Origin of the sequence: Pararhizobium mangrovi (genome assembly GCF_006516965.1) — a bacterium.
Taxonomy (GTDB): domain Bacteria; phylum Pseudomonadota; class Alphaproteobacteria; order Rhizobiales; family Rhizobiaceae; genus Pararhizobium_B; species Pararhizobium_B mangrovi.
The window spans coordinates 21272-33764 of the sequence record NZ_VHLH01000027.1 but is presented as its reverse complement, the minus strand read 5'-3'; the positions used below and the strand labels follow the sequence as shown (position 1 = coordinate 33764).

At 62.8% G+C, this 12493-nt stretch carries 15 protein-coding genes and 1 pseudogene; 4 read left to right on the top strand and 12 right to left on the bottom strand.

Annotation, left to right across the window (positions count from 1 at the left end; all coding sequences use genetic code 11):
• The first annotated feature begins 399 nt into the window (after positions 1-399).
• Positions 400-1377, top strand: coding sequence for a malate dehydrogenase (locus FJU11_RS13910; protein ID WP_141167671.1), 978 nt, complete (start codon positions 400-402; stop codon positions 1375-1377).
• 752 nt (positions 1378-2129) lie between these two features.
• Here FJU11_RS13910 and FJU11_RS13905 read toward each other — a convergent pair.
• On the bottom strand, positions 2130-3134 hold the full coding sequence (locus tag FJU11_RS13905) for a sensor histidine kinase (protein ID WP_141167670.1): 1005 nt from the start codon (positions 3132-3134) through the stop codon (positions 2130-2132).
• 319 nt (positions 3135-3453) lie between these two features.
• Entirely contained in the window at positions 3454-4248 is a 795-nt protein-coding gene (locus tag FJU11_RS13900; RefSeq protein WP_141167669.1) for a response regulator, read from the bottom strand.
• A gap of 158 nt (positions 4249-4406) precedes the next feature.
• On the opposite strand from FJU11_RS13900, the gene FJU11_RS13895 reads away from it, so the two are divergent.
• Positions 4407-4622, top strand: a complete 216-nt coding sequence (locus tag FJU11_RS13895) for a NepR family anti-sigma factor (protein ID WP_141167668.1) — start codon at positions 4407-4409, stop codon at positions 4620-4622.
• Positions 4619-5182: an RNA polymerase sigma factor gene (locus tag FJU11_RS13890; protein WP_141167667.1), complete on the top strand. Its 564-nt coding sequence runs from the start codon at positions 4619-4621 to the stop codon at positions 5180-5182. The genes FJU11_RS13895 and FJU11_RS13890 overlap by 4 nt, the downstream gene beginning before the upstream one ends.
• Positions 5183-5322: 140 nt before the next feature.
• Here the strand turns inward: FJU11_RS13890 and FJU11_RS13885 are convergent, their stop codons facing one another.
• Genes FJU11_RS13885 through FJU11_RS18360 form a run of 3 tightly spaced genes read right to left on the bottom strand, consistent with a single transcriptional unit; the run spans position 5323 to position 6464 of the window.
• Complete coding sequence (locus FJU11_RS13885) at positions 5323-5766, bottom strand: hypothetical protein (protein WP_141167666.1); 444 nt, start codon at positions 5764-5766, stop codon at positions 5323-5325.
• A gap of 3 nt (positions 5767-5769) precedes the next feature.
• Entirely contained in the window at positions 5770-6123 is a 354-nt protein-coding gene (locus tag FJU11_RS13880; RefSeq protein WP_141167665.1) for a DUF883 family protein, read from the bottom strand.
• A complete protein-coding gene (locus FJU11_RS18360) occupies positions 6120-6464 on the bottom strand; it encodes a hypothetical protein (protein WP_181408191.1) in 345 nt (114 codons plus the stop codon). The genes FJU11_RS13880 and FJU11_RS18360 overlap by 4 nt, the downstream gene beginning before the upstream one ends.
• On the opposite strand from FJU11_RS18360, the gene FJU11_RS13875 reads away from it, so the two are divergent.
• Positions 6463-7761, top strand: coding sequence for a DUF2254 domain-containing protein (locus FJU11_RS13875; RefSeq protein ID WP_181408190.1), 1299 nt, complete (start codon positions 6463-6465; stop codon positions 7759-7761). The two genes, FJU11_RS18360 and FJU11_RS13875, sit on opposite strands and share 2 nt — an antisense overlap.
• 119 nt (positions 7762-7880) lie before the next feature.
• On the opposite strand, the pseudogene FJU11_RS18470 reads toward FJU11_RS13875, so the two are convergent.
• The 7 genes and pseudogenes from FJU11_RS18470 to FJU11_RS13840 form a co-directional block, all read right to left on the bottom strand.
• Positions 7881-8050: pseudogene (locus FJU11_RS18470) on the bottom strand (CsbD family protein); the annotation flags it as partial.
• A 138-nt stretch (positions 8051-8188) separates the two neighbouring features.
• Positions 8189-8452, bottom strand: coding sequence for a YMGG-like glycine zipper-containing protein (locus tag FJU11_RS13865; RefSeq protein WP_141167663.1), 264 nt, complete (start codon positions 8450-8452; stop codon positions 8189-8191).
• 620 nt (positions 8453-9072) lie between these two features.
• Entirely contained in the window at positions 9073-9540 is a 468-nt protein-coding gene (locus FJU11_RS13860; protein WP_141167662.1) for a MucR family transcriptional regulator, read from the bottom strand.
• Positions 9541-9706: 166 nt separating this feature from the next.
• Positions 9707-10072 (bottom strand): monovalent cation/H(+) antiporter subunit G, encoded by a 366-nt coding sequence (gene mnhG, locus FJU11_RS13855; protein WP_141167661.1) that lies wholly within the window; start codon positions 10070-10072, stop codon positions 9707-9709.
• Complete coding sequence (locus FJU11_RS13850) at positions 10069-10428, bottom strand: cation:proton antiporter (protein WP_141167704.1); 360 nt, start codon at positions 10426-10428, stop codon at positions 10069-10071. Before FJU11_RS13850 ends, mnhG begins: the two co-directional genes overlap by 4 nt.
• 5 nt (positions 10429-10433) lie before the next feature.
• On the bottom strand, positions 10434-10892 hold the full coding sequence (locus FJU11_RS13845; protein WP_407946724.1) for a Na+/H+ antiporter subunit E: 459 nt from the start codon (positions 10890-10892) through the stop codon (positions 10434-10436).
• A gap of 11 nt (positions 10893-10903) precedes the next feature.
• On the bottom strand, positions 10904-12490 hold the full coding sequence (locus tag FJU11_RS13840; protein WP_141167659.1) for a Na+/H+ antiporter subunit D: 1587 nt from the start codon (positions 12488-12490) through the stop codon (positions 10904-10906).
• Positions 12491-12493 lie beyond the last annotated feature (3 nt).

Here is a 12493-nt window from a genome sequence, read left to right as displayed (position 1 = left end):
GCCATCCCTTCTCCGGCCGGCTTCGTCCGGCCTCGCGTCGAAAACGGTTCCGCCATCGGGCTCTACGGCCTTGGTATCGGAGAGGTAGGACCGGCCCGGCGAAAACGCAAATCTAGCGTTGCATAGCCGACTGTCGACATGGACGGGAAGCGGGCCTCCTGCCGCATGTCTCTTTGCCGCAGTCCGCCTTCGTCGCCTCGACCGCCGGGCCGGACGAAAGCCGCCGGCCGGTGTTCGAACGAACGGCCGGCCACGCGCAAACCGCCCTTGGGTGTTGCAATCGCCGCCGCGGGGAGCGATGGATGCGCGCGACATTTTCGAAGGGGCGAAGCGCAGGGCGGAAAACCGCCCTCGCCGGACGCGCCGCAAAGATCTCAACAAGGAAAGGATCTCCAACCCATGGCCACCGAAGCAAAGCGCATCGCGGTAACCGGCGCGGCCGGGCAGATCTGCTACTCGCTGCTGTTCAGCATTGCGAAGGGCGAGGTCTACGGCGCCGATCAGCCGATCCGTCTGCAACTCCTCGACCTCCCGCAGGCCCAGGACGCCGTACGCGGCGTCGTCATGGAACTCGAAGACTGCGCCTTCCCGCTCTTGAAAGACGTTTCGATCACCGACGATCCGGCGGTCGCCTTCAAGGACATCGACGCGGCCTTCCTCGTCGGCTCGCGGCCGCGCTCGAAAGGCATGGAGCGCCGGGACCTGCTCACGGCCAACGCCGAGATCTTCAAGGTGCAGGGCAAGGCTCTCAACGAAGCGGCCAAGCGCGATGCGCGGGTCATCGTCGTCGGCAATCCGGCCAACACCAACGCCATGATCCTTGCCGACAACGCGCCGGATTTCCCGCGCGAAAACATCACCGCCATGGTCCGCCTGGATCACAACCGCGCCCTCACGCAGCTTGCCAAGAAGGCAGGCGTCGGCGTTGAGGAAATCGACAAGTTCGTGGTCTGGGGCAATCATTCGCCCACCATGTTCGCCGACTGGACGAACGCGACGGCGAACGGCAAATCCCTGCCCGAACTCATCGGCGACGAGTCCTGGTACAAGGACACGCTGATCCCGCAGGTCGCCAAGCGCGGCTCCGCGATCATCGAGGCACGCGGCGCGTCTTCGGCGGCGTCCGCGGCGAATGCGGCGATCGACCACATGCACGACTGGATCAACGGCTCGAACGGCGACTGGACCTCGATGGCGGTCTCTTCCGACGGTTCCTACGGGATCCCCGAAGGCCTGATGGCCGGCGTACCGCTGATCTGTGCCAACGGTTCGTACGAGCGGGTCACCGGCCTTTCGCTGGATGCCTTCCAGCGCGAAATGCTCGAGCGCACGGTGGGCGAACTCGTCGAGGAACGGGACGCGGTCGCAAAAGGCTGAACGGCCAGCAACATTCGGGCGACGACATTCGGGGGCGACGAGCCATATTCCGGCCGCGCCTCCGGCCACTGCGCATTTTTTCTGGAAAATAATGCGTAGTGAAATCAACGATCTGGATCGCAAACACCGATCGTTCGAAAAAATTCGAGAATTTTTTGAGCGATGATGGAACACCGAAGCGATCACCGCGTTGATCTGGCGAACCAAGACACCCCACCTCATCCCCGACCCGAGACGTCTTGGTTACTGTCGTGTTACCCCTCAGACACGATCAGGGGCTGGTGCCGTCCCCCGCACCAGCCCCTTTCCTTTTTCCGATAATAAATTGGCTGACTTCGGACTGATGTTCAGGCGCGTTGCGGCAGTTCGGTTTCATGGGGCCGATTGAGATACATCGCGCGGGGAAATCACGCATCCAACGACGGACATTGGCCGAAACCTTTCACCGCTATTAGGGGTCGCACCCTCCAATGGATAGGCCAAACTCCATGGTCAGCCGGCGAGCTCCGGCAGGCGTTCCATACTCTGTTCGAAACGTCTGCGATCTCGCTTCGGTGCGGCGCTGGGAGTAAGACCGTCTGAAAGCCGCGGACCACTCCCGCCGTCATCAGCGGGTCTAGCCGGTGCATGACGTGCGGGGGGATCGAGCGTCCTACAGATCGTCTTGCTTCTGATGCTGGGCCGAGACGAGCTCGCCAGCGTTTACGGAGCGGCGGGCGTTTCAACCGAAGAATGAACCGCCCCTCCCTAGCTCAGCATTCGTACTGGGAACTGGGGATTTCCAACCGGTACTGCACCGTTTCGAGGGCGATCTCGTAGATCGCGCTTCCGCCGACGGCCTTGGGCACCACCCGTTCGAGAACGGTACTGCCGAAGCGCGCACGGACCGCGTCGACGTCCGCCGCCCCGGCCAGATGTTCGAGCCAGCGGATCTCCAGCACCTCGCTCTCGGATCCTTCGTCACGCTTGTGCGTCTCGATGTCGACGTGACCGTAGCCTTCCGAAAGCACGCCGTAGACGGCGGAATTCACGGAAAGCTCGTGAATCGCGAGCCCGACATGCAAGGCCGCATTCGGGTTCAGGTAGCAGTCGACGCCGTTGCGCCGGACGAGCCCGACATTGCTCGCGATGTAGCGCGCGAGCTGGCGTGACAGAAGTTCCGAGAAGCGCGCACCCCGCCAGTTCGAATCCGTAACAAGATCCTGCGACTGCGAGAGCGACTGGATGCGGCCGCGAAACTTGAGCAGGAAATCGTCGAGGGTGTCGGAAAATCGCGCCGTCTGCATGGCGATGCTCTGCATGATCGCCAACAGATTTTTCGAGCGATGACTGACCTCGCGCAGAAGCGTCTTGAGCACCTGCTCGCGGTGGACGAGATCGGTGATTTCGACTGCGGCGACGAAGATCCCCTTCGCCGCACCCGAAGGGTCCGTATCCGGCTCGACGGTCACCTCGAACCAGCGGGACTGGTCCTCGCTCACGACCGGCACCTCGATGCGCGTCGCGATACCGTCCTCGATGACGCCGAGCTTCGCGCTCTTGACGCGCTCGGCCACCTTCCGCTCGAAGATCATGGCATCGCCGCCATCCATGATCTCGCGTCGCGACGGCCAGAACTCCGGCGCATTCTCGACCATGAGGACGTTCAGGTCGTTGTCCTGGTACATCACGCACATGCCGCTCGCGCGCAAGCCACGGAGCATGGTCTTGAAACGGTCAAAACGCGGCACCGAATCGGCCGGAGATCCAGACGTCATCTTGCCTTTGCCTATGAAGACCCATGAAGCCACGCGGTGTGAACGACCGCGCGACGGGAGGCGAAGCCATCGCCATGAACCACCAATGTGTCCGATGCCGCTAAGGTTTCGTTCGTGCGACGGCGGAACCCGTGGATCCGAGGATGGCTGACCGGTTGCGAAGGGTGCGAACGGCGAAGATGCGCGGCGTCAGGGATCTGCCCGGAAGCAACCCCGTTGGCGAAACCCGGCATCTTCTCCTCCATTCGCCCCACCGACGTGAACGCGTCGCGAAACGCCTGGTTCCACGCGAAAGCGACCGGCCGCGGCATGTTGCCACTCAGGCCGCGAGGCGGGAGCTTTCGTTGAAGAAGAGGGCCTGGCTGATGAGGGCGCGGACCATGTCCGGATTGAAGGGCTTCGTCACGAGAAAAGCCGGTTCGGGCTTGTCGCCCGTGAGGAGCCGCTCGGGGAACGCGGTGATGAAGATGACCGGAATGGTGCTCGTGCGCAGGATGTCGTTCACCGCGTCGATGCCCGAACTACCGTCGGCGAGCTGGATATCGGCCAACACCATCTTCGGCGTGCTCTTCTCGAAGAGTTCGATCGCTTCCTGATGGGTGCGCGCGACGCCGGTCACCGTGTGGCCGAGACCTTCGACCATCTGTTCGATGTCCATGGCGATCAGCGGTTCGTCCTCGATGATCATGATATCCGTGGCCACCTGACGCGAGATCTCGGTCGACGCCTGGTTGATCAGATCGGAGATCTCGCTCGTGCTCACGTCGAGGATTTCGGCGGCCTCTTCCGGCTGGAAGTCCTCGACCGCGACGAGCAGGAACGCCTGTCGCGGCATCGGCGCGATCGCCGACAGGTTCTGCGACGCGCGCTGTTCCCATGCGAAGGGCGAGGAAACGGAAGGGGACGGAACGGAAAGCGAGGAGAAGAGCTGGGTGAACAGCTTGTAGATGCCGATCCGATCGGACGAACTTTCCGGGAAGATCGAAACGTCCGCGATCAGCGCTTCGAGCACCGCTGCTACGTAAGCGTCACCCGACGTTTGCGAGCCGGTGACGGCACGCGAGAAGCGGCGGAGATAAGGAAGGTGCGGCGCGATGCGCGTCGAAAGAGACATACGATACTCCCCATGCAGAACTGTCGCGTGCCGCAGCGCATGCCACAGCGTTGATAAACTCACGAAAGAAAAAAAAGTTCCCGATACGCAGGAACTTTTTTTGGTCTATGCCATTCACGCCTTCATAAGAACGCGTCGAGAGGAATCAGATCCGAGTGATGAACGACAAGCCCGACGAAAATGCCCGTGACAGCGCGCTCGATACACCCCATATTCCACTCGATCCAAATAGCGAAATCGGCTCGAGACTGAAAGCCTTTTATAGCGCAGTTCAGGAAGAGCCGATACCGGATCGGTTTTTGGATCTTTTGCAGAAACTGGACGAGTCCGAACAGAACAGCCAGTCGGGGTCGAGCAGGCAGGGGCAGGAATGAGTCAGGGCGACGACCAGACGAACGACTTCAAACGAGAGCTGCTGGCCACTTTGCCCAGCCTCCGCGCGTTCGCCATGTCCTTGAGCGGACGGCACGACAAGGCGGACGATCTCGTTCAGGATACGATCATGAAGGCATGGGCGAAGCAGTCGGGCTTCGAGCTCGGCACCAACATGAAGGCCTGGCTCTTCACCATCCTGCGCAACGAGTTCTACAGCCAGATGCGCAAGCGCGGGCGTGAAGTGCAGGATACCGACGGGCTGTTTTCCGGCAATCTCGCCGTGCATCCGTCGCAATACGGCTCGCTCGACCTGCAGGATTTCCGCCACGCCCTCGACCAGCTTCCCGACGACCAGCGCGAGGCGATCGTGCTCGTCGGCGCCTCGGGCTTTGCCTACGAGGAAGCCGCAGAGATTTGCGGCTGCGCCGTCGGCACGATCAAGAGCCGCGTCAATCGCGCCCGTGTGCGCCTTCAGGAACTGCTGAGGGTATCGGGCGAGTCGGATTACGGGCCGGACGCGATTTCGGCACCGAGCGTCTCGAAGGCTTTCGCCCGTTGAGATAGCGCACCGCCCGCCGAACCGAAAGGCCCCCGGATCGAAACCGATCCGGGGGCTTTTTTGTTTACGGTCGCATCACGGCCGACTGCATACCCGCGTCATGCGCCCTCGGGCAGCACTTCATGCTTCACGAACGAATTTCAGCGTCCGCCGTCGTCGTTCGAGGAACCACCGCGGCCCATCAGCATATAGCCGATCGCGGCCGCCAATGGCACACCGAGCAGCATCGTCGCGCGCGAGCGCAGCAGATACGGGAGGAAGGAGACCGCCGCGGCGCTGAACATCGCGTTGTTCTCCTGCCTGCGACGAAGTGCACGCCGGCGCGCCTTCGCCTGCATGAACTTGCTCGCCATGAGAACGACGAGCCCGACGACAAGCGATACGATCGCGATGAGGAGGCACGCGCCCAGATTGCCGTAGATACGGGCGAGATAGACTTCGAGTGCGATCAAGCCGAAGGCGACCGCGATCAACACGAAGAAGGCGACGATGGACATCATCACCGCCTGCCGCTTCGCGTTCTTGATCCTCAGCCCCACTTCGCCGGAAGCGAAGGAGGTCAGGAGCGGAAGCAGACTCCGCATCGATCAGCGGCGCAGGATCAGCGCTGCAAGAAAGCCGATGCCGGCGGCGACACTCAAGGTCTGCAGCGGCTTCTCGCGAACCTTCAGCGACATGTCGCGCTCGACGTCGTTGAGCTGGCGACGAAGATCCTCGATCGCCTGCTCACCGGCGCGCGTCAGTTCGTGGATGCGTCCATCCGCATGACCGCGCGCATCGTTGAGGCGGCTGGATCCGATCGACGCGAGCGTGGATGCGAGACCGGAAATATCAGCCTTGATGCGGGCCAGCTGCTCCTCGATCGCCGCCTTGTCCGCATTCTGCGGTTGGGGCCCCTGGGGGCCGTCCTCGGCGGGGTTTACACGCGGGTCCGTCGTCATCGATCACTCCTGTATTGCATCTGGCACGCCAACGCCGTTTGAACGCCATTCGTTCCACTGGCCCTTCCGCGATACGGCTCGGTCCTTGGAGGAACGTGCCGCCCGTATCCGGCAGCATCGGCCACTTCAATGAAGCACGTCGGCAAACCGAAATGAATGCTGCCCTGCCTGCTCATCGCAAAAATCCACTGGCCTTTTCGGCCGTACTTCACCAGATCGTACAGGTGGGTCGAGCAGCACGTCGACGCCTTCGGCGTGCGGTTCGACACCTCCTCGTGGAATACTGGCCGATCGGCTCGGGCGTCGCGGGCGAAACAAGAGACCTGGAGCTCGTCGAACATGAACCGCAAAGCCGGCTCGCTGCGCGAAACCTTCAACTCCCTCGGCGGCCTGTTGTCGGTACCCGGCACCATCGCGCTCGGACTATGGGCGCTCTCGGTTCCCGCCCTCCTTCTCGACCATGCGTTCGGCTCCGGCGCGTTCCCGGGCTTTGTGCGGATCGGCGAGACGACCGCCTATTACGTGTTGTCGGCGATCGCGACCGCGGCGATCGCGACGCTTGGCGTCGTCTACTCGCTGGTGTTGATCGTCTTCACGCTCGCCGCCGGCAACATCGGCCCTCGCCTTCTCCAGCGCTTCACGCGCGATCGGGTCAACCAGATTACCGCGGGCCTGCTCGGCGGCACCTTCCTGTTTTCGATCGTCGTCCTGCACCAGACGGACAAGAGCCACGTGCCGAGCCTTTCGATCGCGTTTGCGGTCGTGCTTTCGGTGCTGAGCGTGCTTCAACTTATCTATTTCGTACACTCCGCTTCGAAGAGCGTGACGATCGACGAGGAGATCGCAATCATCTCGAGCGGCCTCAAGATCGAGATCGACCGCGTCACGGCGAAGGATGAAGACGGAGACGATCCCGAGACGGTGGTCCAGGCCTGCAGGACCCCGGTCAAGGCCGCCCGGTCCGGCTATGTCGAGGCGATCGTCGAGGATGATCTCATGGCGCTCGCACGGCGTCACGACCTGCGGATCGACTTCGTCGCCAGGCCCGGCCTCTTCGTCGTCGAGGGCATGATGCTCGCGCGGCACAGTGCCGCAGCCGATGGCGAGATCGAAACGGCCATCCGCGATGCGGTGGAACTGGTGGAGTCCCGCACGGCGACCTCGAACATCGCGTTCTCGCTGGATCTGTTGATCGAGATGGCGCTGCGCGCCCTATCGCCCGCCGTCAACGACGCCTTCACGGCCGTCGCCTGTGTCGACCAGTTCACGGCAGCGATGATCGGTCCGGTGACGCACGGCCTTCGTGGCCACGTTCGCTGCGACACCGACGACACACCACGCCTGCACGTTCCGGGAATGACGGTGGGAGCCATGCTCGGCGAAATCTTCCATCCGTTGCGCCGGGCGGCCGCTTCGAACCTGCTCGTAACGCGCCATCTCGCCGATGCGCTTCTTCGCCTGGACGAGATCGCCAACGATGACGTTCGCCCCCTCCTTCGCCATCACGCCAGACTGCTCGCCGAGGAGCAGCGTCTGGTCAAATGCCTGGATCAGGACGAACGTGACCTCGAAACGCTGCTTTCACCGTTGCTCGAAGGCAAGAACAGCGCGGGAGCGCACGATCCGAGCTACCTGTGATCGGCGAACGGATCATCGAGCCGACCGGGTGGCGGATGGCAGCCGCCCTGCCCGCACCGTCCCGAGCGACAGCGCTCATCGAACGATGAGGATCGCCCTTTCTCATCCTGCCTGGCGAGCCAGTCGTCGATCTGGCGATCGTCTTGTTCCTTGGCGAGACCGTAGCGTGTTTTGCAGGCGACCGACGAGCTGGTCCCGGCGGCCTTCGATCTGATCGAGGTCGTCGTCCGTCAGCTTACCATTGCAGTTGGGCCCTGCCTCGATATGGCGTCCACTGGCCTTCGGAAATATCCCAAGATCATCTCATGCGACCAAATCCGGGCTTGGCGTCGTTCCATACGAAAAAAACCCGGCAGAATTGCTCTGCCGGGTTTTCGTATCAAGCCGCTCGGCTCCCGAAGCGTGCCCTGATCGGGCGGAAACGCTCCTAGTAGCTGTTGGGGCAGCGTGCGACGTAGGTACGTCCGCGACGATCGCGATAGCGGCACTGGTCGTTGCCTTCGGACGCCTTGCCGAGAAGCGCGCCGGCCGCGCCGCCGACTGCGGCACCCGCGAGCGCGCTCTTGGCGTCGCCGCCCAGTGCCGCGCCGATCGCGCCGCCCGAGGCAGCACCGACGGTTGCGCCGCGTTCCGTCGGCGTGCAGGCCGCCAGCGGGGCAATGCAAAGGACGGCGATGATTGCTTTCTTCATTGGGGTATTCCTCTCACTCGGAACCGGGCTGGCTTCTGGACTGCCTTGACACTCTTCATCACCTGCAACCGTCTGTCACTGCGCAGAAACGTTCGCCGACGTGCATCTTGACTGTCCGCAACACGACCGGGTCACCCGATCGGCCGCGCACGCGACAAGAAGCCACCGCCAACGGATCACGCACTGCTTCGCGAGCCGGTAGCACAGGCTCCGCTTAAACGTGCGCTTGCCCGCAAGGTTCCCAAGACTATGCGTACGAGTGGAAGATCATTTTCGATGGGGTAAGGCAGAAGCAATGACGCGACAGCAACGGGAACAAAGGACCGGTAAGTACCGTTCCGAGACGATCACAACGGAGTGAATTATGAACGCGATCATCTACCTCGTGGGACTCGTCGTCGTCGTCGGCTTCATCCTCTCGCTTCTCGGCGTCTTGTGATATTGCGCTCGATCCGGGCGAACCACCCTCGCATAGAAGACCTTCCCGGTACGCGGCCGAGTGCGACGGCTCCACGCTCCGCTTGCGTATACCCGGAAATCCGAACCGAAGGGCAAGGCGCGGCGGTAACGAGTGCGTTCCGCCTACATCTTGCCAAGTAAAACAGCTGCGCAATACGCCTCTACGCGGAGCGCTTGTTGGCGCGTGACCGTTCTGCCGGCTTGCCCTTGCTTTCGGCCTTCTGGCCGAGGCCCATATCGCGGGCGAGCTGTGATCGGGCCTGCGCGTAAGCCGGCGCGACCATCGGATAGTCGCTCGGCAGATTCCACTTCGCACGGTATTCGTCCGGCGTCATGCCGTATTGCGTGCGAAGATGGCGTTTCAGCGACTTGAACTTCTTTCCGTCTTCGAGGCAGACGAGATAATCGCGCTGAAGCGATCGCTTGATCGAGACGGCGGGAACCGGCTTTTCTTCCGCGACGTCTTCAGCCTCGCCATCGTTATTTTTCGCCAATGCCGCATGCACATTGCCGATCAACGCAGGCAGTTCGTTTTGCGGAACGATGTTATTGCCGACATAGGCCGAAACGATGTCGGCGGTCAGCTCGGCCAGAACCGTATTGGATATTCCCTTGCCGTTCTCGTCCATAACATGCGCCTCGTCTTGCTCCGAACACGTTCGGAAGTTTCTCAGTCGTCGTGACTACAACGAGCGCTGAAAATATTCAAATTAATTTCTGTTAAATTTTGATATGGAGCGCTGGTTTACTGTCTTCGCGCACTCGTTTGTGGTCTTCGAAGCAGGGCGAATGCAACTATTCGTCGTCGCTCGCCGGTTTATCACGATCGATCTGTTCCTGAAGATCGTCGTAGACGGAGACCTTGTCGAGCCGATAGCCGACCGAATGGGCGGCCTTGGCGAGCAGATGCGCCGATATCGGCGCGGTAAGAAGAAAGAAGACGACGCCCGCGAGCGCCCGCGTCGCGATGCCGAGGTCCTGCGAATAGACCGCAACGGCGACGAGCATCAGACCCGAGCCGACGGAGCCCGCCTTCGAGGCGGCATGCATGCGGGTGTAGAGATCGGGAAGGCGCACGAGCCCGACCGCCGCGGAGAAAGCGAAGATGGCACCGACGAGGATCAGGATCGAGGCGACGATGGAAAGGACGAATTCGATCATTCGTGCCTCCCGCCCGCGGTGCGCGGCGTCATGCCGAGCGGGGTATCCCCCTCCTCCACGACATCCTGCACGGCGCTCGCCTGCGCGCCCTTGACGAGGATGAAGCGCGCGAAGGCGACGGTCGCCAAAAAGCCGACCAGCCCCAAGGCGATGGCGATGTCGATGTAGAGCGCATATCCGGTCTTGATCGCGAACAGCGCCATGAAGCCGATTGCGATGGAGACGAGCACGTCGAGCCCGAGCACCCGGTCCGGCAAGGTGGGGCCGCGCACGATGCGATAGACCGTCAGCACGAACGCGATGCAGATCAGCACCATCGAGGCGGCGTCCGCCCAGAGCAGGATGCGTGTCGGCATATCCATCAGCAGAAGGCCTCCATGATCCGGCGTTCGAACCCTTCGGCGATATCGCGGCGCGCGGCCTCGGGATCCGAACAGTCGATCGCGTGCACGTAGAGCGTCTTGCAGTCGTCGGAAACGTCGACCGAAAGCGTGCCAGGCGTGAGCGTGATGAGGTTTGCGAGCAGCGTGATCTCGAAATCGCCCTCAAGGCGCAGCGGATAGGCAAAGATGCCGGGCTTCAGGTCCATCCGCGGCGAAAGAACGAGCTTTGCGACCGAATAGGCCGACATTGCTAGTTCATAAAGGAAGAGCAGCGCGAGGATCAGCAGTCGCCAGGTCCGCGAGAGATAGCCGACCGTGCCGACCTGTTCGCGAACGAGCCAGAGACCGACCATTGCCAGAACGAAGCCGAAGGCAAAGTTCACCACCGTCAGGCTGCCGGTGACGGCGACCCATACGACGGCAAGCAGAAGGTTCATGATGGCCGTGTTCAAGGTACCGCTCCCGCCGGGAACACCGAATGGATGTAGCTCGCCGGATCGAGGATGCCCACGGCTGCCTGCTGGGACGCGGAGACCATCGCCTCGGGAAACAGGCCGAAGACGACGCTCAGCCCCGTCAGGATGATGAGCGGCAGGTATTCGGTCCAGAATCCCGGTTCGATGGCAAGGGCCGGCTTTTCCCGGCGCATGCCCGGCGTCGGCGCCGGCTGCCAATAGGCGAGCACCCACACGCGCCCGACCGCGATGGTGGTCAGCAGGCCGTTGACGAGGATCGCGGCGCCGAGCCAGCTGCTGCCGGCGTCGATCGCCGAGCGGACCAGCATGATCTTCGGCCACAGGCCCGAGAAGGGCGGCAGTCCGGCGACCGAGAGGAACAGCATCAGCGACAGTGCCGAAAGCATCGGATGGCTGCGGTAGAGGCCGGCGAGATCGGTGATCGAGAGCGGCGCCCCCACGGCGCGCGCAGCCATGCCGGCCGCGACGTAGAGCGCCGTCATGACGACGATCGAATGAGCCATGTAGAACACGGTTCCGGCAATTCCCCCCTCGCCCGCGACGGCGACGCCGACGAGCATGATGCCGATGCCGGAAATGACCACATAGCCGAGCAGACGGCGGATATCGCTCTGGGCGAGTGCGCCCATCGCGCCGACGGCCATCGTCAGCACCGCCACGACCGCGATGACCGGCGCCAGTTCCGCGCGTTCGCTCGGAAACAGCATGACGAGCGTGCGCACCAGCGCATAGACGCCGACCTTGGTCAGCATGCCGGCGAAAAGCGCCGAGGCGACGATCCGCGGCGTGTGGTAGGAGGCGGGCAGCCAGAAGTTCACGGGGAATGCCGCCGCCTTCATCCCGAAGGCGAGCAGGTAGAGCGTGCCGAGCGTGGCAAGCGGCGCGGTATCGTCCATCGCCCGTGCCTTCTCGGCGATGTCGGCCACGTTGAGCGTGCCGAAGATCGCGTAGAGATAGGCCGTCGCGATGAGGAAGAGCGTCGTCGCGACGAGGTTGAGGAAGGCGTACTTCGTCGCCCCGTCGATCTGCCCCTGCTCGGAGCCGAGCACTAGAAGCCCGAACGAGGCGATCAGCAACACCTCGAACCAGACATAGAGGTTGAAGATGTCGCCGGTCAGGAACGAACCGGAGACGCCGGCCATCAGCAGGAAGAGGAACGGGAAGAAGCCGTAGCGTTTGCCGCTGTCGTCCACGTCGACGAGCCCGAAGAGCCCCGCGGCCAGCGCCGCGATACCGCTGACGAGGGCGAGCACGGCGCCCAGAAGATCGACGGTGAAGGAAATGCCGAAGGGTGGCAGCCAGCGACCCATCGTCATGGTGACCGGCCCGTCGTTCGCCACGTGCCACAAAAGCGCGGCATCGAGAACGACGAGGAGCACGAGCCCGGCAATGGCGATCGCCGCATGGACGGCGACGGTCTTGCGCACGCACAGAAGACCCGCTCCGACGACGATGCAAAGCACGATCGGCGCGATCACCAGCCAGTCGGCGAGCGGCGGGGCGTGCATGATCATCGCATCGGCGCGATCGACGACATGGGATGAGGACGAAGCGGCCATCGA